Here is a 24998-nt window from a genome sequence, read left to right as displayed (position 1 = left end):
CTTGCGGGTAATAAACTCATGATGGCGGGTACTGCATTACGTAAGCGTCGTGATTCAAATTTACTTGATCGGTGCAAACTGCCTGCGGTCGCTCAGCCTTTGGCGGGTTTTTCCGGCACCCGGCCATAGATGTCGGTAAACCGCACAATGTCGTCCTCGCCCAGGTATTCGCCGCTCTGGACTTCAATCATCACCAAATCGATGACTCCCGGATTAACCAGCCGGTGAGTGAAGCCCGGTTTGATGAACGTCGACTCGTTGGTGTCGAGCATGAATTCCCGCTCGCCGTTGGTCACAGTGGCCATGCCGCTGACCACGATCCAGTGTTCGCTGCGATGGTGATGCATCTGTAATGACAGCGAAGCTCTGGGGCGCACCACGATGCGTTTGATCTTGAAGCGCTTGCCTTCTTCAAGCACCGTGTAGGTGCCCCACGGGCGGGTTACGGTTCGGTGCAGGCGGTAGGCATCATGCCCTTGACGCTTTAGTTCCTGAGCGATGATCTTGACGTCCTGACTGCGGCGACCGTCGGCGATCAACAGCGCGTCGGGGGTGTCGATAATGATCAGATTGTCGAGGCCGACCGCACCTACCAGCCGTTTTCGCGAATCGATGTAACAGTTGGTGACGTCATGCAGCACGGTTTCGCCGTTGCAATAGTTGCCCTGTGCATCGACGGGCGACAGTTCGCGCACGGCCTGCCAGGAGCCGATGTCGCTCCAGCCCAGTTGGCAGGGCACCACCGCCACCTTGTCGGAGCGCTCCATCAAGGCGTAGTCGATGGAGATGTCGGGTGCCAGGGCAAACGAATCGCTGTCCAGCTCGATCTGCAATTCGCGATCGCCTTCCTTGCGCTGGCTTGACGCCAGGCATGCACTGACAGCGTTCAGCACCTCGGGGGCATGAGCGCGCATTTCACGCAGTACGGCGTCGGCGCGCATGCAGAACATGCCGGCGTTCCAGAAGTGCAGGCCTCCATCGACATAAGCCTGAGCAGTGGCTGCGTCGGGTTTTTCGACGAAACGTGCCACCTGACAGCCGTCGTTGCCCAGCGCCGGGCCTTTTTCGATGTAACCGAAACCGGTTTCGGGCGCGGTGGGCAGAATACCGAACGTCACCAGCCAGCCGTCGGCAGCAAGTGCCTGAGCCGCCGCCACGGCGCGGGCAAACGCCGCAACGTCGGTGATCAGATGATCAGCCGGCAACACCAGCAATTGCGCATCGTCGCCGTACAGCTCGCTCACGTGCAGTGCAGCCGCAGCAACAGCTGCGGCGGTATTGCGGCCAAAGGGCTCGAGGATGAAGTCCAGACGTGCCTTGCCTTTGTTCAGCTGCCGGTAGTCGTCGACCGTGCGGAAATACACTTCACGATTGGTGACGGTCAGAAGACGATCGACACCGGGCAGACCGACCGCGCGCAAAAAGGTCTTCTGCAGCAGGCTTTCGCCATCGGGAAGGCGCATGAACGGCTTGGGCATGGCTTCCCGCGAGACAGGCCACAGGCGGGTGCCGGAGCCGCCGGCGATGATGCAGGGAATGAGTGTGCTCATCAGAAAGCCTCGCGAGTGAATAGCACTGCAGGCACAGTGCGCATGAGGATGTACAGGTCGAACCAGACAGACCAGTTTTCTATGTACTCAAGGTCGAACTCGACCCTTTTTTCGATTTTTTCTACTGTGTCGGTTTCGCCACGATAGCCGTTGATCTGCGCCAGGCCGGTAATCCCGGGTTTGACGCGGTGCCGCGATGTGTACTCTTTCACCGCCTGTTCGAAAAGAATCCCGGCAGCCTTGGTGGCGGTCGCATGTGGACGCGGCCCCACCATCGACATGCTGCCTGCCGCCACATTGAACAATTGCGGCAGTTCATCAAGGCTGGTCTTGCGAATGAAGCGCCCGACCCGGGTGACTCTGGCGTCGCCTCGGGTGGTCTGTTGTTCGGCTGTTGCGTCAGCCTGGTGCTGATGCATGGAGCGAAACTTGAACACCTCGATCAGGCGATTGTTATAGCCATAGCGCTTCTGGCGGAAAAACACCGGCCCTGGCGAGTCGAGCTTTATGGCCATCGCGACCAGCAGCATGACCGGCGACAGCGCCAGCAGGGCCAGAGACGACAGGACAATGTCCTCGGCACGCTTGATGAAGGGCGACCAGCCGTTGAGCGGAACGTCCGAGGCGTTGAACATCGGTAGCCGGGCCACTTCGGTAATGCGGTTGTGGGTGTGTCGGAAAGCAATCATGTCTGGCACCAGCAACACATTGACCGGCAACCTGCGCAGTTCGCGAATGATGTAATCCATACGGTTTTCAGCCGTCCAGGGCAGGGCGACCAGCACCTGGGTTACCTTTTCTTCGCGAATCAAACGCTCCAGATCGCTGGTGTTGCCCAGCATCGGCAGGTTGGCGACGGTCTTGGGCAGGCGTCCGATACGATCGTCGATAAAACCGATCACGCCCGAGCGAATGTCCTGATGTTCAAGGAGGTATTCGGCAAGACGCTGCCCGTTTTCAGTCGCGCCCAGAATGACCGCATGTTGCAGGAAGAAGCCTTTGCGCATCTGGCGCTTGAACAGTGTCAGCAGCAACAGGCGAATGACGCCGAACAACGCAAGGCTGGTCAGGTACCAGATCAGCAGCTCTTCATTGGAGAGGTAACCGAACAACCCCATGGCCTGTTGCATGAACAGCAGCAGGCCGAATGCTGCGGTCCAGGCGATCGCCATTGCCCGCATGCGTAAATCGTTGCTGAACAGGGCCTCTGAGTAGACCCCCATGGCTTGAAACACCAGCACGCCGACACTGCCGAAAAACAGCAGCATGGTCAGGTAAGTCTGTGGCGTCTGCAGGCCACTGTCCTTCATGAGCAACATGATCGCCAGCCCCGGCAGAATGCAGGCAATGCCGTGGGCCAATCGAATGCCGAACAGAAAATATTCGACCAGACTGGTGCGGGTGAGCGAAAGACTGTCGACTGGCTGCAACCTCATAGATCTTCCTTACTCCCTGTAGGCGTCAGAACCCTGCTGGTTCTGAACGTGCTCTGATGGCTGCGCGCAGCTTGCAGATAAGTATCTCTTTGCCATCACTGCTCCAGCTTAGCCAGTTACCCGTCGCTGCGATGAAGGATTCGGTCTGTCTTTTGTGAATATCACTTTAGTTATGTCGTCCAGAGCCGAATTTTATTTAAGACTTTTCAGTGATTTGTAGATGAAAACCTCTTCAAATGGATGGTTCTGTTGTCAGTAAAGCTCATGAAAAAAATACTGCTGTAACTAAATCGGTCCAATTCAGTTGCGACGGGTGAGACAGGAGCCTCCAAGGTCGGGCACATCAGCCATTCAAAGGGGCAGATTTTTTGAGGGAGATTGAAAATTATATGAAACCGACGGGCCTTTTCGCCTTGTCCGGGGTCACAATCATGCGCCGGGCAAAATGCGTCCCGACGCACAATCGTAAAAGAGCGTCGCTCACAGGCTTTAATCCGGACGGTTCGGCAGGGGAGGTGTCATGACACAACGCAGGGCAATGCTCATTCTTCACGGCAAACAGGCGCTCAATGAAGAGGTGCGCGATGCGGTCGCAGACAAGCGCAAGCAGGGCTGGGAGCTGGATGTACGCGTGACCTGGGAGGCAGGCGATGCCGAGCGTCTGGTCGGTGAAGCGCTGGCTGCGGGGCACAGGCATATAGTGGCTGGTGGCGGCGACGGTACGCTTCGTGACATCGCAGAAGCGCTGGCGTTGGCAGATATCAAAGCCAGCCTGACTATCCTGCCTCTTGGCACTGCCAATGACTTTGCCCGTGCTGCCGGCGTGCCACTCGAAGTGGCGAAAGCGCTGAAACTGATGGATTTCGAGCCCCGCGCCGTTGACCTGGGGGAAGTGGGCGGCAAGCTGTTCCTCAATATGGCGACAGGCGGTTTTGGCAGTCAGGTGACGGCCAACACCTCCGAAGACCTCAAGAAAGTACTGGGCGGCGCAGCCTATCTGTTTACCGGACTGACGCGCTTCAGCGAGCTGCACGCTGCTCATGGCGAGTTGACCGGGCCGGACTTTCACTGGCGCGGCGATCTGCTCGCGCTGGGCATCGGCAACGGTCGCCAGGCGGGCGGCGGACACGAACTGTGTCCGACTGCGCTGGCCGATGATGGCTTGCTGGACATCAGCATCCTGCCAGCGCCTCAGGAAGTGGTGGGTACGCTCAGAAGTCTGCTCGAGGGTGGTCTCGGCTTTGACAACATGTTCATCCGCGCACGTCTGCCCTGGGTCGAACTCAAGTCTGCCCAGGGGCTGGATATCAATCTGGACGGCGAGCCGTTGTCCGGTGAAGACCTGCGCTTCGAGGCGCGACCGGCAGCGCTGCAGGTGCATCTACCAGCGGACTCACCCCTGCTGAGCAACGTAGCGGGTCTCAATCGTCCAGACTGATGATCCGTTCCCGAACACAAAACAGTACCAGCCCGGCGACATCGAAGATCTGCAGACGCTTCATGATCTGGGACCGATGGGTTTCGACGGTCTTTATGCTCAGGCCCAGGCCGCTGGCCATTTCGCGTGTCGATTTGCCGCGAACGATCAGTCGCAGTATTTCAAGTTGGCGCGCGGTGAGGTTATGCCGCTCTTTCGCTTCGATGGCCCTGTCCGATCGAGTGCCGCGCGTGGCACGCTTGACGACGGTGTGGGCGATGGCAGGGCTCAGGTAGCGCTCGCCCGAGCGCAGCGCATCCAGTGCCTGCTCGAGTTCGGCGGCGGTGGTGTCCTTGAGCAGATAGCCGCAAGCGCCCAGCTCTAGTGCGCGCATGATCATCGCCGTATCAGTGTGCATCGAAAGAACCAGGACTTTGCACTGCGGTTGCACACTCAACAGTTGTTCGAGTGCGTCGAGGCCGTCGACGTTCTTCATCCAGATGTCGAGCAGTACGATGTCGGGCTGGAGGCATTGCGCCAGGCTCGACAGCTGCGCACCGTCAGATGCTTCGCCCACGACAGCGTAGCCCGGAATATCCGCAACCAGCGCTCGCACGCCGGCTCTGATCAGTGAGTGATCGTCGACCAGTAACAGATTGCAGGTCATGGTGGCTCTTGCGTAGATAGGCCCGCTGAGGTCATTCCTTCGTCAAACATCAAGACAATGGACGGAAATGTCCTGTATGACAATAGCGCTTGCGGGCAATGCAACAACACGGTCGGCCCGTGAGTCGCATCAAATGCTATCGGCGGGTAGTACCTGCCGGCGCCTGTGGCGTGGACAAGCCAGCCAATTGGTCAAGAAGCTCGAGTTGTTCGTTGTTGTCCATCGTCAACTCGCCGGTCTGCGGATCGAGTAGCTCGACTTGCCATGAAATCAGCGTAAGGCAGTTCTTGACCGTGCGCAGTGTTTCCTGAGACAGCTCCCTGGTCTGGCTGCCGGATTTCAGCAGCTGGCACAGCTTGCTTGAAAACTCGGCGATACAGGGCACCGGCGCTGCTTCCGCTTCCCTAGCCAACGTGCGCAGTGTGGTCAGCAGGCAGCCTGTCGCATCCTCGTCGTCGGGGATCATCTCCAGGTGCGACAGGCATTCTTCCGATTTGTAAAGAAGCGCCTGAGATGTGCTCAGAAACTCGTCGTGTTTCTGCTGCCAATCGTTGTTGCTCAGCATCCTTTATCTCCACAGATCATGGATAGCGAACTTCCGCCCGCGGCGAATGGCTGACAGTTAATGTCGATTTCACATGAAAGTATGTAGGGCATTTCCGAATGTCGCCAATTCCGGTCGTGTACTCAGGGTGTAAGGCGGACAAGAATCAGGCTCCGGTCATAAAGTGAGAATTACTTCACGATAGTGGCAATTAGATGGTGATCATATCAGGTTATCCCTGATTGACATTTTATGGGCGTAGCAAGCGTGGCCGTTGTATCTCTACAGAGTGCCTGGCCTTTAGCGCATTGTGTTGCAACATTTGTCGGCGAAGGCTGCCGGGCGGGGAAGCGGTGATGTTATATTGATATCAATTTCTGCGAATGGCCTTCATCGCCATTAAGGTCCGGCCCGTTTCAGCCGATACAGCTTCTATAGACTCATCATGACCATTGCTTCTGGAGCTAAAATGGCAGGCATTCTCGACACAGTAGATCAACGCACACAGCTGGTGGGCGAGAATCGCCTGGAAATCCTCATGTTTCGCCTTGCCGGTCGGCAGTTGTTCGCGATTAACGTGTTCAAGGTCCAGGAAGTGCTGCAACTACCCAAACTGACCCTCATGCCGCAACGTCACTCCTTCGTCTGTGGTGTCGTCAATCTGCGCGGTCAGACCCTTCCGGTGATCGACCTGTCCCAGGCCATCGGCATGCGTCCGCTGGTGCCAGGGCCTGGCAGCACAATTATTGTGACTGAGTACAACCGCTCTGTTCAGGCGTTCCTGGTCGGTGGCGTGGATCGCATCGTCAACATGAACTGGGATGCGATCATGCCGCCACCGGCCAGCGCCGGTCGCCAGCACTACCTGACGGCCATCAGCAAGGTCGATGATCAACTGGTAGAAATCATCGACGTTGAGAAAGTCCTCGCCGAGATCGTGCCCTACAACGCCAAGGTATCCCGCGAGAAGCTTGAAGATCCGGTGCTGGAACACGCACGTGGTCGTGAAGTACTGCTGGTCGATGACTCGAAGGTAGCTCTGTCACAGCTGCGCGATACCCTCTCTCAACTGGGTCTCAAGCTGCACGTGGCCAGTGATGGCTTGAAGGCGTTGAACATGCTCAAGGCCTGGGCAGATGCAGGCGAGAACGTTCAAGAGAAGCTGTTGATGGTGTTTACCGATGCAGAAATGCCGGAAATGGATGGCTATCGTCTGACCACCGAGATTCGCAACGACCCGCGCCTGCGCGCCCTGTACATCGTGCTGCACACCTCGCTGTCCGGAAGCTTCAACGAATCGATGGTCAAGAAGGTCGGCTGCGACAACTTCCTCTCCAAGTTTCAGCCCGACAAGCTGGTCGAAGTGGTGCGCGAGCGTCTCCTGATGATCATCTGAAAACTGCCGGACTGCTGCTCCCGGATGTCTGCCGGTTGCTCTTCGTATAAGCTTTGACGTCAGCATCAAAGCTTATCGAGCCCCTCAAGGAACCGGCCCTCATGTTACGTCTCAGCTCGCTCTACCGTTACCCCCTCAAGTCCTGCAAGCCGGAAACCTTGCAGCGAGCCTCTTTCGATACATTGGGGTTGGCGGGGGATCGGCGCTGGATGCTTGTCGATGAAAGTAACGGTCGATTTTTTACTCAGCGAGCCCTGCCGCAGATGTCGCAGCTTTCAGTGCTGTGGAATGCCAGTGGTGGCGTAACGCTCTCGGCGCCTGATCTCGATCCTCTCGACGTCGCTGTTCCGCAGGACCTCGAAACAAACCTGCGTGGTGTGACGGTCTGGCATGATTCGCTGCAGGTGCCGGATGCAGGTGATGCGGCGGCCGAGTGGGTCAGCCAACTGATCGGCAAGCCCACACGCATGGTGTACATGCCCGTGGAGCGCGCGCGCAGAATGCCGGGGGGCTACGGCCGCGATGACGGGCGCGTGAACTTTGCCGACGGCTTCCCCTTGCTGCTGATCGGCCAGGGCTCGCTGGACGACCTGTCGGCGCGTCTTGGCAGGCCGATGGACATGCGACGCTTCAGGCCCAACCTGGTGGTCGAAGGGGCCGAGGCTTTCGCTGAAGACGGCTGGAAGCGTCTTCGTATCGGCGACATCGAGTTCCGCCTGCTCAAGCCTTGTGCACGTTGCATCCTGACGACAGTCGATCCGGTCACCGGCGAGCGCAGTTCGGACCGCGAACCGTTTGCGACGCTCAAGACCTATCGGCAAGTAGAGAGCAATGTATTGTTCGGCCAGAACATGGTCAACGAAGGGGTGGGGGAGCTGGAAGTGGGGATGACGGTGGAAGTGCTGGAGTAGGCGCCGACTGCCGGGAACAAGCACTCGTCCGAGTGCTTGTTCCGTGGCCTGTCAGAGGTCGTCGAAAAACCGCTCGTGCCAGTCGACCAAGGGTTGCGGCGAGTTGAGTTTCTGACCGTAGATCACCGAGTACGACAGCACGTTTTGCACGTATTGACGGGTTTCGTCGAACGGGATGCTTTCAACCCAGACGTCGAAGGCCAGGTGATTGGCACCCTTGAGCCACTGACGCACACGGCCCGGTCCTGCGTTGTAGGCGGCCGAGGCAAGTACGCGGTTGCCATTGAACTGAGCATGTACCGAGCTCAGGTAGGCTGCCCCCAGCTGGATATTGGTGTCCGGGTCCAGAACCTGCTGAGGCGAGGCGAGCGGGATGCTGTACTTGCGCGCGGTTTCCTTCGCGGTCGCAGGCATCAACTGCATCAGCCCTGCAGCGCCGACACCTGAACGTGCATCGTCCATGAACGCGCTTTCCTGGCGAGTGATGGCGAACACCCAGCTGGAATGCAGACCCCTTACTCGCGCTTCACGCACCAGTGTGTCGCGATGCGCCATCGGGAAGCGGATGTCCAGATCATCCCAGTACTGTGCCTGACTGATGGTGCGGATCGCCGGGAAATACCATTGCATGTCGTAGGCCAGTTTGGCCTGTGCGACCATTTCGTCGCGGTTGAACAGGCGGCTGACGTGATACCACTCGCGTCGCCCGTTGACGATCTCGCCGCGGTCGTGAAATTCCAGTGCGCGCCGCACGCCAGGCGTGTTGCGCACCTTGTTGATCAGCGCCTGGCTGAGCACCAGCGGTTTGTTGTTGAGCTGGTACGGGCTCTGGGTGCGATCGGCCGCCAGAAAACCGTAGAAGTCGCGTTCCTTGGCCACATCCTTGTACAGCGCTGCAATCAACGGGCTATTGGGCTGGGCCAGTTCGAGGGAGCGGGCTTCCCAGTAGCGCCAGCGATTGGTGGCTGCGAGGTCCTTGGGCAGTCGCCGCGCCAGCTCGTACGCATCTTCCCAGCGGCCCAGGCGCAGGAGCAGGCGCATACGCCATTCGGTGACCGTATCGTCGCGCAGTTCAGGGTCGTATCGGGTCATGACCTCCAGCGCACGGTCGTCGTAACGACGTGCCAGGGTCAGACCGATTTCCTTGGCAATCTCGACCTGTTCTTCGCGAGAGAAGTGCATGGTCGCCGAGTAGCCATCGAGCATCGACAGAACTTTTTGCGGGTCCTCCTTTGCCAGGCGACGCAGACCTAGACCAACCACATCGGACATCGCTTCGTCCACGGGCGCGAACTGCGACGGGTTGTTGACCATCTCCGGTTTCTGGGCGACAGCCAGTAACAGGCGACCCTGTGGGGCCAGCGAATTGAGGCTGTTGACCAGCGTGGTCGCCAGGCTGTAGTTACGCGCCTGGGCGGCCAGTTTGGCCCGCTGCCAGCGCTTTTGTTCGGTCAACTGGCCCGCTGCCGCCCACTGGGCGAAAAACCCGTCACACGCCGCCGGCAGTGTCTTGCCGGTCATCCAGAGCTTTTCGGCACTGGCATAGCCTTCGGCGCGTTTATTATTGTTCAACTGGTATTGCCCATACAGGCAGTCAAGTTCGACGAACTTCATTTTAGGGTCGTAGTACTTGACGAAGGGCTGCCAGTCGCCACGCTCGGCCAGCCAGCGCAACCAGCGCAGCTTCATCCAGTTGGCCTGGGGCAGGTCGCCATGTTCGGCGAGAAACTTCTCGATCTCGGCATTGCTTGCCGTTTTCAGGCGTGCCGTCAGCTCATCGTATTCAAGATACGGCTCCAGCGGATAGTCGGCCAATGCCGTGCTGTACATCTGGTAGGGGCCCGAATCGCCCTTGGCCAGTGCGCGCTTTGCTTCGTCGTAATACTTGCGTTGCTGGTTGAGGTCTGCCGCATGAGCAGTCTGGACGGCGGTGGCGGAGAGGAGCAGGCACGATAAAAAGCTGAACAAACGACTGCGCATGAGACTTCCGAACAGATGAGTCGGTGAAAAGTATGGCTAGCTTAGCCTTTTGCCAGCTCTTGGTGAAAGCATTGCCGACAAGCTTGACTCATGTAGACATAATTGCCGTTTATAAAGGTGTCACCGATATCGACACGCGTACCGCGAATGCCGACATCCGCATGCTATCTCAGGTAGAATGCGCGCCCGGTTTTTGGAGAAGCTCATGACCCTGCTCAAATTCAGCGATGTGTCCCTTGCCTTCGGCGCCATGCCGTTACTGGACAGGGTGTCCTGGCAGATCGCCCGTGGCGAGCGGGTGTGCATCATCGGCCGCAACGGCACAGGCAAATCCAGCATGTTGAAGCTGGTAAAAGGCGTTCAGAAGCCTGACGACGGCGCTGTCTGGCGCGCACCCGGCCTAAAGATCGGCGAATTGCCCCAGGAATTGCCAGTGGCCGACGGACGGACAGTGTTCGACGTCGTGGCCGAAGGTCTCGATGGCGTCGGTGCGTTGCTCGCCGAATACCACCATCTGGCGCAGAACTGCGTCACCGAGGAAGACCTGAACAAGCTTATGCACGTTCAGCAAGACCTCGAAGCCCGCGATGGCTGGCGCCTGCAGCAACTGGTCGACAGCACGCTGAGCCGTCTGCAGTTGCCTGCCGACAAGACACTGGCCGAGCTGTCGGGTGGCTGGCGTCGTCGTGTTCTGCTTGCTCAGGCACTGGTTTCCGAGCCAGACCTGCTGCTGCTCGACGAACCGACCAACCACCTGGATATCGGTGCCATTGCCTGGCTTGAAGAAGCCCTCAAGGAATTCCAGGGTGCCGTGCTGTTCATCACGCACGACCGGGCATTCCTGCAAAACCTCGCGACACGCATTCTTGAGCTGGACCGCGGCGGCCTGATCGACTGGAACGGTGACTACGCCAGCTTCCTCGTTCACAAGGAAGCCGCACTGGCTGCCGAAGAGACTGCCAATGCGCTCTTCGACAAACGTCTGGCTCAGGAAGAAGTCTGGATTCGTCAGGGGATCAAGGCCCGTCGTACCCGTAACGAAGGCCGTGTGCGTGCGCTTAAGGAGTTGCGTGTAGAGCGCAGCGAGCGTCGTGAGCGTACCGGCAAGGCCAATATCCAGCTCGACACTGCCGAAAAATCCGGCAAGCAGGTCATGATTCTGGAAAACGTCAGCTTCGCTCACCCGGGCGGGCCGACCCTGATCAAGGACTTTTCGATGGTCTTGCAGCGCGAGGACCGTATCGGTCTGCTCGGCGCCAACGGCACCGGCAAGACCACGCTGCTCAAGCTGATGCTCGACAACCTGCAGCCAACTGCCGGCAAGGTTGAAGTGGGTACGCGTCTGGACGTCGCCTATTTCGACCAGTTGCGTCACCAGCTCGATCTGGAAAAGACCGTCATCGATAACGTCGCCGAAGGTCGCGACTTCATCGATATCGATGGCCAGAGCCGTCACGTGCTGAGCTACCTTGGCGATTTCCTGTTCAGCCCGCAGCGTGCCCGCACGCCGGTCAAGGCGCTGTCTGGTGGCGAGCGTGCCCGTCTGCTGCTGGCCAAGTTGTTCAGCAAGCCGGCCAACCTGCTGGTACTCGACGAACCGACCAACGACCTCGATGTAGAAACCCTCGAGCTGCTGGAAGAAGTGCTGCTGACCTTCAAGGGCACGGTTCTGATGGTCAGTCACGACCGGGCATTCCTCGACAACGTCGTCACCAGTACGCTGGTGTTCGAAGGCGAAGGCAAGGTTCGCGAGTACGTGGGCGGTTATCAGGACTGGCTGCGTCAGGGCGGTTCACCGCGTCTGCTGGGGGTTGCCGACACCAAGTCCGGCAAGGCCGAGCTGGCGAGCGCTGTGGTGCAGGCAGCACCGGTGGCGGCTCAGGAGATGCCGGTCGCGAAGAAGAAGCTCAGCTACAAGCTTCAGCGTGAGCTTGAGGCATTGCCTGCGCAGATTGATGAGGTAGAGGGCAAGATGGCAGTGCTCAATGCCGAAATGGCCGAGCCGGGCTTCTATCAGCGTTCTTCCGAGCAGACCGCAGCGGTACTTGCCCAGCTGGAAAACCTGCAGGCCGAGCTGGACAAGTTGCTGGAGCGTTGGGCAGAGCTGGACGAGTGATCGTCTGATTCGCTCATGCAAGACAGAAAAGCCCGGGTAACCGGGCTTTTCGTTATGGCGATCTCAGATCATTCAGGCTTCTTGAGGCTGACTGCCAGTACGTCACACGGGGCACCGTGCAGCACGTCGTTGGCGGTGGAGCCAAGCAGCAGGGCCAGACCGTGACGACCGTGGCTGCCGACGACGATCAGGTCACAGCCCTGGCTCTTGGCCAGACGGTGGATTTCCTGACGTGGCTGACCAAACACCAGATGGCTTTGATCGTCTTTTATCTGTGGGTACTTGAGCTTGAGCTTTCCCAGTTTCTCCTTGGCCTGATCGATCTGTTGCTGCTGCAGCTGCGAAAGGTCCATAGGGACGTCGCCGCCGAATGCCATCGCTATCGGTTCGACGATGTGCACCACCGAGAACTTTGCGCCGCTGGCATCAGCCAGCATGCTGGCGCGACGGATAACCGGGTCACACTCATCAGTAAGGTCAATGGCAACCACAATGTGTTGGTAAGGCATGAGGGTGTCCTCCGGGAGAATTGCGATGGTGGGAGTATGGCTCTTTCATGGGCATCTGGGCAGACCCTTGTGCAAGTCATTGTTTTTGAATTGTTATAAAGAGCCGGGAATCGGGCGAGGGAAAGAAATATGACGGTCTGGATCGTCTTGTCAATCATCGGTGTGATGTTGAGCCCTTTGGTGTGGCTGCGTCCATCACGCCATCAGAGCGGCAGAATGGCGCTGCGCATGGAGGCGCGACGTCTTGGCATGGGCATGCAGTTGACGCCTCAAGAGTGGCCGCACTGGTTGTCTAAAGAGCCGCCAAGCCCCTGCGCCCAGTACCATCGACCGCGCCTGGGAGCTCGCGCAGATGCGTGGGTGTACTGGCAGAGCGAGCCGGGCGTCTGGCGCAATCGCTGGCGCGAGGCCTGCGAGGACGAGCGTCTATTGCCGCATCTGACGACGCTGCCTGTTGATGTGTTCAAGGTCGAGGCGGACGGGCAAATGATTGCGGCTTACTGGGCCGAGCGGGGCGAGTCGGAGGTCTTGCTGCGTATCGATGCGGTTCTCAAGGCACTGGCCTGACCGAATCGCAGGCAATAAAAAGCCCGATAACAACATCGGGCCGGGGTTGGCCAGGCAGGCCGATAATTCGTCGCGCGCCGACATGCTCTTATTGCCATGTCGGGCATCGCTGTTGCGCACCCGCAAATCAGCTGCATTGCGAGCCTCTTATGGCGCAGTGCTGCGACTCTAGACCTTTTGCTTCTTTTTGTCGCGATTCCTGCAACTATTTTTTGCATATGCCCTGTGATGGTGCGATTCAATCTCGTTTATCTCGAGAAACGCGCTGGGTGTGACACTATCACTCCGGCGAATGACGACGAATTGCAGGTTGTCATGGACGTAATCAAGCGCTTGTATATTCCCACGTATCGGTCATTTTTTGAGTGTTTTGTCGAATTGACAATCACACGGTTTTGCCCGATGGTGTGCGTACCCAAATCAAACGGGCGTATGAAATGAGCGTTTGGTCGTCAGACGGCTCTTACAGAATCCTGACTACCACGTCGCAGCGGTTATACGAGTGATTTGGCGTGTTCATCGACGGCGACGTCGTAGCCTCGTCGGGCATTGACGCCCGACGGGTATCGTTCAGCTTCCATATTGTGGAGATCAGTTGATGATTTACGAAGGTAAAGCCATCACGGTTAAGGCTCTTGAAAGTGGCATCGTCGAATTGAATTTCGACCTCAAGGGTGAGTCCGTCAACAAGTTCAACCGCCTCACCCTCAATGAATTGCGCCAGGCGGTCGATGCCATCAAGGCAGATGCATCGGTCAAGGGCGTGATTGTCACCAGCGGCAAGGATTCGTTCATTGTCGGTGCCGACATCACCGAGTTCGTCGAGAACTTCAAGTTGCCGGAAGCCGAACTGGTTGCCGGCAATCTGGAAGCCAACAGAATCTTCAGCGATTTCGAAGACTTGGGCGTACCTACCGTCGTAGCCATCAATGGCATCGCGCTGGGCGGTGGTCTGGAAATGTGTCTGGCCGCCGATTTCCGTGTCATGTCCAGCAGCGCCCGCATTGGCCTGCCAGAAGTCAAACTGGGTTTGTATCCGGGCTTCGGTGGCACCGTTCGCCTGCCGCGCATCGTCGGCGCCGATAACGCGATCGAGTGGATTGCATCGGGCAAGGAAAACGCAGCAGAAGACGCTCTGAAAGTCGGTGCTGTCGATGCTGTCGTGGCACCGGAGAAGCTTCAGGCGGCCGCACTTGACCTCATCCAGCGCGCCATTTCCGGCGAGTTCGATTACAAGGCCAAACGCCAGCCCAAACTGGAAAAGCTCAAACTGAATGCCATCGAGCAGATGATGGCTTTCGAAACGGCCAAAGGCTTCGTCGCGGGTCAGGCCGGTCCTAATTACCCGGCCCCTGTAGAAGCCATCAAGACCATTCAGAAAGCCGCCAATTTCGGTCGCGACAAAGCGCTGGAAGTCGAAGCTGCCGGCTTCGTCAAGATGGCCAAGACCTCGGCAGCTCACAGCCTGATCGGTCTTTTCCTGAACGATCAGGAGCTGAAAAAGAAAGCCAAGGGCTACGATAAGGTTGCCCGTGACGTGAAACAGGCTGCAGTACTGGGCGCTGGCATCATGGGCGGTGGCATTGCCTATCAGTCAGCGGTCAAAGGTACGCCGATCCTGATGAAGGACATCCGTGAAGAGGCCATTCAACTGGGCTTGAACGAAGCGTCCAAGCTGCTGGGCGGTCGCCTTGAAAAAGGCCGTCTCACGGCAGCGAAGATGGCCGAAGCGCTGAATGCGATCCGTCCTACACTGTCGTATGGCGATTTCGGCAATGTCGATCTGGTGGTCGAAGCGGTAGTCGAAAACCCCAAGGTCAAACAGGCCGTGCTGGCTGAAGTTGAAGCCAATGTGGGCGAGAACACCATTCTGGCGTCCAACACTTCTACCATTTCGATCAGCCTGCTGGCCCAGGCGCTCAAGCGTCCGGAAAACTTCGTCGGCATGCACTTCTTCAACCCGGTGCACATGATGCCCCTGGTGGAAGTCATTCGTGGCGAGAAGTCCAGCGAGGAGGCAGTTGCTACCACTGTTGCTTATGCCCGGAAAATGGGCAAGAACCCGATCGTGGTCAACGACTGCCCGGGCTTTCTGGTTAATCGTGTGTTGTTCCCTTATTTCGGTGGTTTCGCCAGGCTGGTCAGCGCGGGTGTGGATTTCGTGCGCATCGACAAGGTCATGGAGAAGTTCGGCTGGCCGATGGGGCCTGCCTATCTGATGGACGTGGTCGGTATCGACACCGGGCACCACGGTCGAGACGTTATGGCCGAAGGCTTTCCGGACCGTATGAAGGATGACCGTCGCTCTGCCATCGACGCGCTTTACGAGGCCAATCGTCTGGGCCAGAAGAACGGCAAGGGCTTCTATGCCTACGAGGCGGACAAGAAGGGCAAGCCGAAGAAGGTCAACGACCCAGCCGTGCTTGATGTGCTCAAGCCGATTGTCTACGAGCAGCGTGAAGTGAGCGACGAAGACATCATCAACTGGATGATGATCCCGCTTTGCCTGGAAACGGTCCGTTGCCTGGAAGACGGCATCGTCGAAACCGCCGCCGAAGCCGATATGGGTCTGATCTACGGTATTGGTTTCCCTCCGTTCCGCGGGGGGGCGTTGCGCTACATCGACTCTATCGGTGTGGCCGAATTCGTTGCCCTGGCCGACCGATATGCCGAGCTGGGTGCCCTGTATCAACCGACCGCGAAGCTTCGTGAGATGGCCCTTAATGGCCAGAGCTTCTTTGGTCAAGCGTCTTCCGAGGAATGAACGTATGAGCCTTAATCCAAGAGACGTCGTGATTGTCGACTTCGGTCGCACCCCGATGGGTCGCTCCAAGGGCGGCATGCACCGCAATACCCGTGCTGAAGACATGTCGGCGCACCTGATCAGCAAGCTGCTCGAACGCAACAGCAAGGTCGATCCTGCTGAAGTGGAGGACGTGATCTGGGGTTGCGTCAACCAGACCCTGGAGCAGGGCTGGAACATTGCGCGCATGGCGTCGCTGCTGACTCAGATCCCGCATACTTCTGCCGCCCAGACCGTAAGCCGTCTTTGCGGTTCGTCCATGAGCGCGCTGCATACCGCTGCGCAGGCGATCATGACCAATAATGGCGACGTGTTCGTCATCGGTGGTGTGGAGCACATGGGCCACGTCAGCATGATGCACGGCGTCGACCCGAATCCGCACATGTCGCTTTATGCTGCCAAGGCTTCGGGGATGATGGGGCTGACTGCCGAGATGCTTGGCAAGATGCACGGCATCACTCGCGAGCAGCAGGACGCATTCGGTGTGCGCTCTCATCAGCTTGCCCACAAGGCAACGCTGGAGGGTAAATTCAAGGACGAGATCATCCCGATGCAGGGCTATGACGAGAACGGTTTCCTCAAGGTCTTCGACTACGATGAAACCATCCGTCCGGACACCACTCTGGAAAGTCTGGCGGCCCTCAAGCCTGCCTTCAATCCGAAAGGTGGCACCGTGACTGCTGGCACTTCTTCGCAGATCACCGACGGTGCGTCATGCATGATCGTCATGTCGGCCCAGCGTGCCCAAGACCTGGGCATCCAGCCGATGGCGGTGATTCGTTCGATGGCAGTGGCCGGTGTAGACCCTGCAATCATGGGCTACGGTCCTGTTCCGGCAACGCAAAAAGCGCTCAAGCGCGCCGGTCTCGGCATTGCCGATATCGACTTCTTCGAGCTCAACGAAGCCTTCGCTGCACAGGCCCTGCCGGTGCTCAAGGATCTGAAAGTCCTCGACAAGATGAATGAGAAGGTTAACCTGCACGGCGGCGCCATCGCTCTGGGCCATCCTTTTGGATGTTCCGGCGCACGCATCTCCGGCACCTTGCTCAATGTCATGAAGCAAAATGGCGGCACGTTCGGCGTGTCGACCATGTGTATTGGTCTGGGTCAGGGCATCGCGACCGTTTTCGAACGCGTCTGATTCCCGAGTGTGATGCAAGCCGGGGCTTTGTGCCCCGGCTTTTGTTTTTTGAAAAAACAGTTTTTAACCAAATGTTTTGAACGTGTTACAAGAGGACCGCAGCATGCAATTGCAACCAGGGCTATACCGCCACTACAAAGGCCCGGAGTACCGGGTTTTCAGTGTTGCCAAGCATTCCGAAACCGAAGAAGAAGTCGTGTTTTATCAGGCTTTGTATGGTGATTTCGGTATGTGGGTGCGGCCCTTGAGCATGTTTCTCGAGTCGGTCGAGGTTGACGGGGAGCAGGTCCCGCGCTTTGCTTTGGTTGAGGCCGAACCGAGCCTGTTTTCCCGAACGTGAGAGGGAAGGGCACAACAGGCTGTGCTTGACCTCACCTTGTAGCCACTATATATAGCGTGGCCTTTACAAGCTCCTCATTGTCTTTCATCTAGTATTCAGGAATTTTCTGATCCATGGGCAAATCGCTGGTCATCGTGGAATCCCCGGCTAAGGCCAAGACCATCAACAAGTATTTGGGCAACCAGTACGTGGTGAAGTCGAGTATCGGCCATATCCGAGACCTGCCCACCAGCGGTTCGGCTAGTGCTGCCAAAGATCCTGCCGCCAAGCGTGGCAAGGCCGCTGCGGGCGAAGGCCCGGTACTGACGCCGAAAGAAAAAGCGCAGCGCCAGCTGGTCTCGCGCATGGGGGTTGACCCGGAACACGGCTGGAAAGCCAAATACGAGATCCTTCCCGGCAAGGAGAAGGTCATCGAAGAGCTGCGCAAGCTCGCCAAGGATGCCGACATCATCTATCTCGCGACGGACTTGGACCGCGAAGGGGAAGCCATTGCCTGGCACCTGCGCGAAGCCATCGGCGGAGATGACAGTCGCTACAAGCGTGTGGTGTTCAACGAAATCACCAAGAAGGCTATCCAGGAAGCGTTTTCCAAGCCGGGTGAGCTGGACATCGCACGAGTCAATGCTCAGCAGGCGCGCCGTTTTCTTGACCGCGTTGTCGGCTACATGGTCTCGCCTCTGTTGTGGCAGAAAGTCGCTCGAGGGTTGTCTGCCGGGCGCGTGCAATCGGTTGCCGTGAAGCTGGTGGTAGAGCGTGAGCGAGAAATTCGCGCCTTCAACCCGGAAGAATACTGGGAAATCCACGCCGACCTTGGCACCGCAAAAGGCGCCAATGTGCGCTTTGAAGTAGCGCGGGAAAAAGGCGAAGCGTTCAAGCCGCTGAACGAAGCCCAGGCCATGGCCGCCCTTGAAAAGCTCAAGGCGTCCACCTACAGCATCATCAAGCGTGAAGACAAACCGACCAGCAGCAAGCCGTCGGCACCGTTCATTACCTCGACTCTGCAACAGGCCGCCAGCAACCGTCTGGGCTTCGGCGTGAAGAAGACCATGATGATGGCGCAGCGCTTGTACGAGGCGGGCTACATCACCTACATGCGTACCGACTCGACCAATCTCTCGGCCGATGCCGTCAGCATGGCGCGCGACTATATCGGAACCGAATTCGGCAAGAAATACCTGCCGGAAACGCCGAATGTCTACAGCAGCAAAGAGGGCGCACAAGAGGCGCACGAAGCAATTCGACCTTCCGACGTCAACACCCATCCGTCAAAACTGACCGGCATGGAGCGTGATGCAGAGCGTCTTTACGAGTTGATCTGGCGTCAGTTCGTGGCCTGCCAGATGCTGCCTGCGCAATACTTGTCGACCACCGTCACCGTGGCTGCCAGCGATTTCGAACTGCGTGCCAAGGGCCGTATCCTGAAATTCGACGGCTATACCCGTGCATTGCCGCAAATGGCCAAGCCAGGCGATGACGACGTGCTGCCAGACATGGTTCAGGGCGAAGTCCTGAAAATGAACAAGCTTGACCCGAGTCAGCATTTCACCAAGCCGCCTGCGCGCTACTCCGAAGCCAGTCTGGTCAAGGAGATGGAAAAACGCGGTATCGGTCGTCCTTCGACCTATGCGGCAATCATCTCGACCATTCAGGACCGTGGCTACGTGGCGCTGCACAATCGCCGCTTCTATTCGGAAAAGATGGGCGACATCGTTACTGGACGCCTGGCTGAAAGTTTCTCCAACCTGATGGACTACGGTTTCACCGCCGGGATGGAGGAGAATCTCGATGATGTCGCCAAGGGGCAGCGTGACTGGAAAAACGTGCTGGACGAGTTCTACGGGGATTTCCGCAAAAAACTGGAAGTAGCCGAAGCGCCGGACAGCGGTATGCGCGCCAATCAGCCGGTGATGACCGATATCCCGTGCAAAGTGTGCGGTCGACCGATGCAGATCCGTACCGCCTCGACCGGCGTGTTTCTCGGCTGCTCGGGTTACAGCCTGCCACCCAAGGAGCGCTGCAAGGCGACGGTCAATCTGACCCCGGGTGACGAGATTGCCGATGATGACGAGGGCGAGTCAGAGTCACGTGTACTGCGTGGCAAGCATCGCTGCCCGATCTGCAGCACTGCGATGGATGCCTATCTGCTCGACGAGAAACACAAACTGCATATATGCGGTAACAACCCGGATTGCACGGGTTACGAGATCGAAGAGGGTACTTATCGCATCAAGGGCTATGAAGGTCCGAGCCTTGAGTGCGACAAGTGCGGCAGCGAGATGCAGCTCAAGACCGGTCGTTTCGGCAAGTTCTTCGGCTGTACCAATCCTGATTGCAAGAACACCCGCAAACTGTTGAAAAGCGGCGACGCGGCTCCACCGAAAATGGACCCGGTGAAAATGCCGGAGCTAAAGTGCGACAAGGTCGACGACACCTATATTCTGCGCGACGGTGCTTCAGGTCTGTTTCTGGCTGCCAGTCAATTTCCGAAAAACCGCGAAACCCGCGCACCGTTGGTCGTCGAGATTGCGCCGCACAAGGACGAGATCGATCCCAAGTATCACTTCCTTTGTGAAGCGCCGAAAAAGGATCCTGATGGCCGTCCTACGGTGATCCGCTACAGTCGCAAGACCAAAGAGCAATATGTCCAGACTGAAGTGGAAGGCAAGCCTACCGGCTGGCGCGCGTTCTACGACGGCAGCGCATGGAAGGTTGAAGACAAGCGTTGATCGCAGGCGTCCGGCTCCACGAGCCGAGCGTCGTTTTCAGCAGGTCCGGGCCTGTGCCATCAGTTTCTCCTGATGGCACAGGCTGTGCGCGTCTTGTTCCATTGTGATGGAGAGTTTCATCATGGCTCATGAGCTCTATACCCGTACCAACCAGAAAATCTATTTCGCTGGCCTCGCGCTTGAGGCGCTGGGCAGGGCAGAGAAGGGGCAGGCAGTAAACTCCCCGGCACTGTTGCAGGCGGAGCGCGAGTCGGCGCTGTTTCATCTGTATGGCGCACTGCTGGGTTTGTGTCATGAGATCGCAGGGTTCTATCGTCTGCCGCAAGCCAATGCGCGTCGGGCGGAGGAGTTGCTGACTCAGGAAGTACTGGACGCCATCGCGATTCCCGAAATGGCCGAGCTGGTCGAACTGGCTCAGCATCGTCAGACCTGGCTGGCGCAGCTGCTGGCTGCATATAACGCACTGTTCGAGCCCCTGCGCGCGCCGAAGAAGCTCAAGGGCGATGTCAGGCAGCCGATCATACAGGCTGTGAACCTGGACGCTGAGCCGGAGTCTGAATTGTCACGTGAAGAGCTGGAAAGCTGGCGTCAGCAGCTCAAAGGGCTTGCCATTCGCTTTCGTGAAGGGTTGAGCGAGTGCTGAAAACCAATGAAGTACAGGCTGGCAGGCTGTTACAATGCCCGCCTATTGCGGAGTAACTGTATCAATGCCTACTTCTTTTCTGGAAATTGTCGAATTACCTGACGGACGTATAGAGCTGCGTCGTGCCGATGACGAAGGTTCACTGGTGACGCTTGATTTTTCTGCGGATGCCAAAGCGTTCATGCAAGGCCAACACGTTGAAGTCGCCAAAGCCATGCTGAGTGTGGGCGTGCAGATGGCCGGGCGTCTGGCCGAAGGCGAAATCGAGACCGATGACGGCCCTCACGTTTTGCACTGACCTCTGAATTCCGGCCCGAAAACATTGACCGGGCGTTTCAGCCCAGTCGGATGTTCAGGCTTTGCGCCTCGCCGATTTTTGCCGCACTGATCAGTTGCTGGCGCGCCGATGTGCCGAGCGGGTTGATCCAGCTCACCACTGTATGACTACGTCCCAGTCGAAGTGCCTCACGCGTCAGCTCAAGCACACTTTGCGTGCCACGGGGCTGTAACAGCAGGATTCGCTCCCGATTAAGTCCTGCATCGCGCAACCATGTCTGCGTAAGGCTTGAAGGGGGAGCGATCAATGTCAGCCAGCGAGCGTCTGTTTCTTCGCTCAAGTCTCGAAGGACAGGGGCCAGCAGGTTGAGGCAGTTCCCGGCCGCGCCGCGCAAGGACAGCTCACTGAAAACTTCCGGCTCGTGGCTCCAGGGTGTTTCGATTGCATCTGTGAGCATTGGGGCGATGGGCTGAGCCAGAAACGCCTCGAACAGTGGCAATTGCGAATGCGGTGCTTGATGGAACTGCATAACGTCTCCTTAGCGGCGAATGACGCCGACGCTTAAACCTTCGATCACCAGTTCCTGATCCTTGAGATCGACCTCGATAGGGGCGAAATCAGGGTTTTCGGCCAGCAGCCAGACCTTGCTGCCTTCACGTTTGAAGCGCTTGACAGTCACTTCGTCGCCGATTCGTGCAACCACGATCTGGCCATTGCGGGCCTCGCGGGTGGTGTGTACCGCCAGCAGGTCGCCGTCCAGAATGCCGACGTCCTTCATGCTCATGCCGTGTACGCGCAACAGGTAGTTGGCGCTGGGGTGAAAGAAGGACGGGTTGATGTTGCAGGACTCTTCGATATGTTGCTGAGCCAGGATCGGTGCGCCAGCTGCGACGCGGCCGATCACCGGCAGGCTGCTGTCGTCGGGACGTGCTTCGAAGCCGGGAATGCGGATGCCGCGTGAGGCGCCAGGTGTCATCTCGATGGCGCCTTTGCGGGCCAATGCCTTCAAATGCTCTTCTGCAGCGTTGGGAGACTTGAAGCCCAGTTCCTGGGCGATCTCCGCACGTGTCGGCGGGAAGCCGTTGTCTTCCAGACAGCGTTTGATGAAGCCCAGGATTTCGGCCTGGCGTGGCGTCAGTTTTATCATGATGGGCGCTCTGGCTTTTTATACAGTGACTGGGATTATATACAGTGAAAGCGCATTGGCAATCACCCATTTCACTTTCACCGCCGAGCGGTGATACCGGCAGGTGCGTAACTGATCCTCAGGCAGTCGGCTTCCAGCTGTCGGGTATACCCTTGATATTGGTTTTTGTGACTGTTCGGCCATAAAGTGGACGGGTCTGCTTGACAAGCAGACCGCCTGATACGTATGTTTCAAACGTTCGTTTGTTAGGCAGAGAGCCATGGCCCAGTCGGAAACCGTTGAACGCATCCTTGATGCTGCAGAGCAGCTATTTGCAGAGAAAGGTTTCGCTGAAACATCCTTGCGTCTCATCACCAGCAAGGCTTCGGTCAATCTGGCAGCGGTGAATTATCACTTCGGGTCGAAGAAGGCCCTGATTCAAGCGGTGTTCTCGCGTTTTCTCGGCCCATTCTGCATCAGCCTTGATCGTGAGCTGGAGCGGCGTCAGGCCAGTCCCGGGCACAACCCCAGCCTGGAAGAGCTGCTCGAAATCCTCGTCGAGCAGGCACTCGTCGTGCAGCCGCGCAGTGGTAATGACCTGTCGATTTTCATGCGTTTGCTGGGGCTTGCCTTCAGCCAGAGCCAGGGCCACTTGCGCCGCTACCTGGAAGACATGTATGGCAAGGTATTCCGTCGCTACATGACACTGGTCAATGAAGCGGCTCCGCGGATCCCTCCGATCGAGCTGTTCTGGCGCGTGCATTTCATGCTTGGGGCTGCTGCGTTCAGCATGTCCGGCATCAAGGCCCTGCGCGCTATCGCCGAGACTGATTTTGGCGTCAACACCTCCATAGAACAGGTCATGCGCTTGATGGTGCCGTTTCTGGCAGCAGGGATGCGCGCCGACACCGGCGTCAGCGACCCCGCTATGATTGCCGCCCAGCTCAAGCCGCGTATCAAGAGCAGCGCCAACGCTCCTGCGCCTGCCAAGGCCTGAACCGCTACTGCCCGGCTGCATTGCGTCAGGCCTCAGGATCAAGCACCATGCGCGGATTGAAAACAGGCACTGGTGTGTAAGGGTTTTTCTATGAGTTCTGGCCTGCAAGGCTCCCTGATGGTTGATGTCGCCGGCACATGGCTGACCAGCGAAGACCGTCAGTTTCTGCGCCAGCCCGAAGTGGGCGGCTTGATCATTTTTGCTCGCAATATTGAGCATCCACGTCAGGTTCGGGAGCTGAGCGCAGCCATACGCGCCGTTCGCCCCGACCTTCTGCTGGCAGTGGATCAAGAGGGCGGTCGGGTCCAGCGGCTGCGTCAAGGCTTTGTGCGTCTGCCGCCGATGCGTACCATTGCCGAAAAGCCCGATGCTGTCACGCTGGCTGAGCACTGTGGCTGGGTAATGGCGACCGAAGTGCTGGCGGTCGGGCTCGACCTGAGCTTTGCGCCGGTGCTGGACCTGGATTACCAGCGCAGTGCTGTCGTGGGCACGCGTTCCTTCGAAGGCGATCCCGAGCGTGCGGCGTTGCTGGCAGGTGCCTTCATTCGTGGCATGAACTCGGCAGGCATGGCGGCGACTGGCAAGCATTTTCCCGGTCATGGCTGGGCCGAAGCTGATTCTCATGTGGCCATTCCGACTGACGAGCGCAGTCTGGAGCAGATTCGCGCCAATGATCTGCTGCCGTTTGCGCGCTTGAGCCAGCAACTGGCGGCGGTGATGCCAGCCCACGTCATCTACCCGAAGGTCGATTCGCAGCCCGCCGGTTTTTCAAGGCGCTGGCTGCAGGACATCCTGCGCGACGAACTGAAATTCGACGGTGTTATCTTCAGCGACGACCTGTCGATGGCCGGTGCTCACGTCGTTGGCGATGCTGCCAGCCGTATTGAGGCAGCGCTAACGGCCGGCTGCGACATGGGCCTGGTCTGCAATGATCGTGCGGCCGCAGAACTCGCGCTTGGCGCGGCGCAACGCATGAAGGTCAAACCGTCGCCGCGCATTGCCCGCATGCGTGGGCAGGCAACCGCCGGCACCGATTATCGACAACACCCGCGCTGGCTGGCGGCGCTTCAGGCGCTGCGCGCTGCTCAACTGATCGATTAAGGATTTGCGATGACTGTTTACGCGATTATTGGCGGTACCGGCCTGACCCAACTGGAAGGTCTGAACATTCGGCAGTCATTGCCGACCAACACGCCATACGGCGCGCCTTTCGGTGAGATCCAGATCGGCGACTATGCTGGCCGTGAGGTCATGTTTTTGGCGCGTCATGGCCATCCGCACCGTCTGCCGCCGCATCAGGTCAACTACCGGGCCAACATCTGGGCCTTGAAGCAGGCGGGCGCCGAAGCGATTCTGGCGGTCAATGCGGTGGGCGGTATCCACCCGGAAATGGGCACCGGGCATTTTTGTGTGCCACATGATCTGGTCGACTACACCAGCGGTCGCCAGCACACGTTCTTTGCCGATGACCTGGAAACGGTTACCCACATCGATTTCAGCTACCCCTACAGCGAAGCACTGCGCGCGCGACTGATTGCAGCGCTGGCGGCAGAAGGTTGCGCATTCTCGGACCGGGGTGTCTACGCCTGCACTCAGGGACCACGCCTGGAAACCGTTGCAGAGATCATCCGCCTTGAGCGCGATGGCTGCGATATCGTCGGCATGACCGGCATGCCGGAGGCTGCGCTGGCACGTGAACTGGAGCTTAAATATGCCTGCCTGGCGCTGGTGGTGAACCCGGCGGCAGGAAAGTCGACCACGGTCATTACCATGGCTGAGATCGAACAGGCTCTGCGGGACGGCATGGGCAAGGTGAAAGCAACACTTGCCCGGGTTCTTTCCGCGTCCTGAT

General features: G+C 58.2%; 22 protein-coding genes. 14 read left to right on the top strand and 8 right to left on the bottom strand.

From position 1 onward, the window contains the following. Positions 1-92: 92 nt before the first annotated feature. The gene (locus tag POR16_RS15075; protein ID WP_054997027.1) at positions 93-1550 is read right to left on the bottom strand and encodes a mannose-1-phosphate guanylyltransferase/mannose-6-phosphate isomerase; all 1458 of its coding nucleotides are present in this window, start codon (positions 1548-1550) and stop codon (positions 93-95) included. Further along, entirely contained in the window at positions 1550-2986 is a 1437-nt protein-coding gene (locus POR16_RS15070) for an undecaprenyl-phosphate glucose phosphotransferase (protein WP_005890443.1), read from the bottom strand. Before POR16_RS15070 ends, POR16_RS15075 begins: the two co-directional genes overlap by 1 nt. Before the next feature lie 520 nt (positions 2987-3506). On the opposite strand from POR16_RS15070, the gene yegS reads away from it, so the two are divergent. Then, positions 3507-4424 carry a lipid kinase YegS gene (yegS, locus tag POR16_RS15065; RefSeq protein WP_024671034.1) on the top strand — a complete coding sequence of 306 codons (918 nt, stop codon included), beginning with the start codon at positions 3507-3509 and terminating at the stop codon, positions 4422-4424. Here yegS and POR16_RS15060 read toward each other — a convergent pair. Both POR16_RS15060 and POR16_RS15055 read right to left on the bottom strand, forming a co-directional pair. After that, a complete protein-coding gene (locus POR16_RS15060) occupies positions 4408-5070 on the bottom strand; it encodes a response regulator (protein ID WP_005890448.1) in 663 nt (220 codons plus the stop codon). The genes yegS and POR16_RS15060 overlap by 17 nt on opposite strands. A 136-nt stretch (positions 5071-5206) precedes the next feature. Beyond that, the gene (locus POR16_RS15055; protein WP_005890450.1) at positions 5207-5635 is read right to left on the bottom strand and encodes a hypothetical protein; all 429 of its coding nucleotides are present in this window, start codon (positions 5633-5635) and stop codon (positions 5207-5209) included. Positions 5636-6083: 448 nt separating this feature from the next. Between POR16_RS15055 and POR16_RS15050 the strand changes: the two genes are divergently transcribed. Together POR16_RS15050 and POR16_RS15045 are read left to right on the top strand one after the other, a co-directional pair. After that, a complete protein-coding gene (locus POR16_RS15050) occupies positions 6084-7010 on the top strand; it encodes a chemotaxis protein CheV (protein ID WP_005890451.1) in 927 nt (308 codons plus the stop codon). A 101-nt stretch (positions 7011-7111) separates the two neighbouring features. Continuing rightward, on the top strand, positions 7112-7921 hold the full coding sequence (locus POR16_RS15045) for an MOSC domain-containing protein (protein ID WP_005890453.1): 810 nt from the start codon (positions 7112-7114) through the stop codon (positions 7919-7921). Between the two features lie 51 nt (positions 7922-7972). On the opposite strand, the gene POR16_RS15040 is transcribed toward POR16_RS15045, so the two are convergent. After that, positions 7973-9901 (bottom strand): transglycosylase SLT domain-containing protein, encoded by a 1929-nt coding sequence (locus POR16_RS15040; protein ID WP_024671030.1) that lies wholly within the window; start codon positions 9899-9901, stop codon positions 7973-7975. A gap of 205 nt (positions 9902-10106) precedes the next feature. Here POR16_RS15040 and POR16_RS15035 point away from each other — a divergent pair, with 205 nt between their 5' ends. Continuing rightward, positions 10107-12017, top strand: coding sequence for an ATP-binding cassette domain-containing protein (locus tag POR16_RS15035; protein ID WP_024671029.1), 1911 nt, complete (start codon positions 10107-10109; stop codon positions 12015-12017). A 68-nt stretch (positions 12018-12085) separates the two neighbouring features. On the opposite strand, the gene POR16_RS15030 is transcribed toward POR16_RS15035, so the two are convergent. After that, positions 12086-12526, bottom strand: a complete 441-nt coding sequence (locus POR16_RS15030; protein WP_005890463.1) for a universal stress protein — start codon at positions 12524-12526, stop codon at positions 12086-12088. A 129-nt stretch (positions 12527-12655) separates the two neighbouring features. On the opposite strand from POR16_RS15030, the gene POR16_RS15025 reads away from it, so the two are divergent. The 7 genes from POR16_RS15025 to POR16_RS14985 all read left to right on the top strand — a co-directional run bounded on the left by POR16_RS15025 (position 12656) and on the right by POR16_RS14985 (position 21044). Further along, on the top strand, positions 12656-13093 hold the full coding sequence (locus tag POR16_RS15025; protein ID WP_005890464.1) for a hypothetical protein: 438 nt from the start codon (positions 12656-12658) through the stop codon (positions 13091-13093). Positions 13094-13691: 598 nt separating this feature from the next. Then, on the top strand, positions 13692-15857 hold the full coding sequence (fadB, locus tag POR16_RS15010) for a fatty acid oxidation complex subunit alpha FadB (RefSeq protein WP_005890467.1): 2166 nt from the start codon (positions 13692-13694) through the stop codon (positions 15855-15857). 4 nt (positions 15858-15861) lie between these two features. Then, positions 15862-17037, top strand: a complete 1176-nt coding sequence (gene fadA / locus POR16_RS15005) for an acetyl-CoA C-acyltransferase FadA (protein WP_005890468.1) — start codon at positions 15862-15864, stop codon at positions 17035-17037. Between the two features lie 103 nt (positions 17038-17140). Further along, a complete protein-coding gene (locus POR16_RS15000) occupies positions 17141-17377 on the top strand; it encodes a DUF1653 domain-containing protein (RefSeq protein WP_005890470.1) in 237 nt (78 codons plus the stop codon). A 113-nt stretch (positions 17378-17490) separates the two neighbouring features. Beyond that, positions 17491-20103, top strand: a complete 2613-nt coding sequence (topA, locus tag POR16_RS14995) for a type I DNA topoisomerase (protein WP_024671025.1) — start codon at positions 17491-17493, stop codon at positions 20101-20103. A gap of 121 nt (positions 20104-20224) precedes the next feature. Further along, on the top strand, positions 20225-20746 hold the full coding sequence (locus POR16_RS14990) for a DUF6586 family protein (protein WP_024671024.1): 522 nt from the start codon (positions 20225-20227) through the stop codon (positions 20744-20746). A 64-nt stretch (positions 20747-20810) separates the two neighbouring features. Next, a complete protein-coding gene (locus tag POR16_RS14985) occupies positions 20811-21044 on the top strand; it encodes a hypothetical protein (RefSeq protein ID WP_005890475.1) in 234 nt (77 codons plus the stop codon). A gap of 37 nt (positions 21045-21081) precedes the next feature. On the opposite strand, the gene sulA is transcribed toward POR16_RS14985, so the two are convergent. Both sulA and lexA read right to left on the bottom strand, forming a co-directional pair. Then, complete coding sequence (sulA, locus tag POR16_RS14980) at positions 21082-21552, bottom strand: SOS-induced cell division inhibitor SulA (RefSeq protein ID WP_005890476.1); 471 nt, start codon at positions 21550-21552, stop codon at positions 21082-21084. Positions 21553-21561: 9 nt separating this feature from the next. Then, complete coding sequence (lexA, locus tag POR16_RS14975; protein ID WP_003315796.1) at positions 21562-22170, bottom strand: transcriptional repressor LexA; 609 nt, start codon at positions 22168-22170, stop codon at positions 21562-21564. A 259-nt stretch (positions 22171-22429) separates the two neighbouring features. Here lexA and psrA point away from each other — a divergent pair, with 259 nt between their 5' ends. The 3 genes from psrA to POR16_RS14955 all read left to right on the top strand — a co-directional run bounded on the left by psrA (position 22430) and on the right by POR16_RS14955 (position 24997). After that, positions 22430-23146 (top strand): transcriptional regulator PsrA, encoded by a 717-nt coding sequence (gene psrA / locus POR16_RS14965; protein ID WP_005890477.1) that lies wholly within the window; start codon positions 22430-22432, stop codon positions 23144-23146. Positions 23147-23236: 90 nt separating this feature from the next. After that, complete coding sequence (gene nagZ, locus POR16_RS14960) at positions 23237-24247, top strand: beta-N-acetylhexosaminidase (RefSeq protein ID WP_122381249.1); 1011 nt, start codon at positions 23237-23239, stop codon at positions 24245-24247. 9 nt (positions 24248-24256) lie between these two features. Further along, a complete protein-coding gene (locus tag POR16_RS14955; RefSeq protein WP_122381250.1) occupies positions 24257-24997 on the top strand; it encodes an S-methyl-5'-thioinosine phosphorylase in 741 nt (246 codons plus the stop codon). Position 24998: the final 1 nt, after the last annotated feature.

The sequence above is a fragment of the Pseudomonas coronafaciens pv. oryzae str. 1_6 genome (assembly GCF_000156995.2).
Lineage (GTDB): Bacteria > Pseudomonadota > Gammaproteobacteria > Pseudomonadales > Pseudomonadaceae > Aquipseudomonas > Aquipseudomonas tremae.
The sequence above is the reverse complement of the archived record's forward strand: the minus strand, read 5'-3'. Positions and strand labels throughout refer to the sequence as shown.

Excerpts from the sequence above, each read along its gene's own strand:
- topA (WP_024671025.1), top strand. The coding sequence starts at position 17,491 with ATGGGCAAATCGCTGGTCATCGTGGAATCCCCGGCTAAGGCCAAGACC.
- POR16_RS14985 (WP_005890475.1), top strand. The coding sequence starts at position 20,811 with ATGCCTACTTCTTTTCTGGAAATTGTCGAATTACCTGACGGACGTATA.
- sulA (WP_005890476.1), bottom strand. The coding sequence starts at position 21,552 with ATGCAGTTCCATCAAGCACCGCATTCGCAATTGCCACTGTTCGAGGCG.
- POR16_RS15000 (WP_005890470.1), top strand. The coding sequence starts at position 17,141 with ATGCAATTGCAACCAGGGCTATACCGCCACTACAAAGGCCCGGAGTAC.
- yegS (WP_024671034.1), top strand. The coding sequence starts at position 3,507 with ATGACACAACGCAGGGCAATGCTCATTCTTCACGGCAAACAGGCGCTC.
- nagZ (WP_122381249.1), top strand. The coding sequence starts at position 23,237 with ATGAGTTCTGGCCTGCAAGGCTCCCTGATGGTTGATGTCGCCGGCACA.
- lexA (WP_003315796.1), bottom strand. The coding sequence starts at position 22,170 with ATGATAAAACTGACGCCACGCCAGGCCGAAATCCTGGGCTTCATCAAA.
- POR16_RS15025 (WP_005890464.1), top strand. The coding sequence starts at position 12,656 with ATGACGGTCTGGATCGTCTTGTCAATCATCGGTGTGATGTTGAGCCCT.
- POR16_RS15030 (WP_005890463.1), bottom strand. The coding sequence starts at position 12,526 with ATGCCTTACCAACACATTGTGGTTGCCATTGACCTTACTGATGAGTGT.
- POR16_RS14990 (WP_024671024.1), top strand. The coding sequence starts at position 20,225 with ATGGCTCATGAGCTCTATACCCGTACCAACCAGAAAATCTATTTCGCT.
- POR16_RS15045 (WP_005890453.1), top strand. The coding sequence starts at position 7,112 with ATGTTACGTCTCAGCTCGCTCTACCGTTACCCCCTCAAGTCCTGCAAG.
- POR16_RS15050 (WP_005890451.1), top strand. The coding sequence starts at position 6,084 with ATGGCAGGCATTCTCGACACAGTAGATCAACGCACACAGCTGGTGGGC.
- fadA (WP_005890468.1), top strand. The coding sequence starts at position 15,862 with ATGAGCCTTAATCCAAGAGACGTCGTGATTGTCGACTTCGGTCGCACC.
- POR16_RS15075 (WP_054997027.1), bottom strand. The coding sequence starts at position 1,550 with ATGAGCACACTCATTCCCTGCATCATCGCCGGCGGCTCCGGCACCCGC.
- POR16_RS15070 (WP_005890443.1), bottom strand. The coding sequence starts at position 2,986 with ATGAGGTTGCAGCCAGTCGACAGTCTTTCGCTCACCCGCACCAGTCTG.
- POR16_RS15040 (WP_024671030.1), bottom strand. The coding sequence starts at position 9,901 with ATGCGCAGTCGTTTGTTCAGCTTTTTATCGTGCCTGCTCCTCTCCGCC.
- POR16_RS14955 (WP_122381250.1), top strand. The coding sequence starts at position 24,257 with ATGACTGTTTACGCGATTATTGGCGGTACCGGCCTGACCCAACTGGAA.
- fadB (WP_005890467.1), top strand. The coding sequence starts at position 13,692 with ATGATTTACGAAGGTAAAGCCATCACGGTTAAGGCTCTTGAAAGTGGC.
- POR16_RS15055 (WP_005890450.1), bottom strand. The coding sequence starts at position 5,635 with ATGCTGAGCAACAACGATTGGCAGCAGAAACACGACGAGTTTCTGAGC.
- POR16_RS15060 (WP_005890448.1), bottom strand. The coding sequence starts at position 5,070 with ATGACCTGCAATCTGTTACTGGTCGACGATCACTCACTGATCAGAGCC.
- psrA (WP_005890477.1), top strand. The coding sequence starts at position 22,430 with ATGGCCCAGTCGGAAACCGTTGAACGCATCCTTGATGCTGCAGAGCAG.
- POR16_RS15035 (WP_024671029.1), top strand. The coding sequence starts at position 10,107 with ATGACCCTGCTCAAATTCAGCGATGTGTCCCTTGCCTTCGGCGCCATG.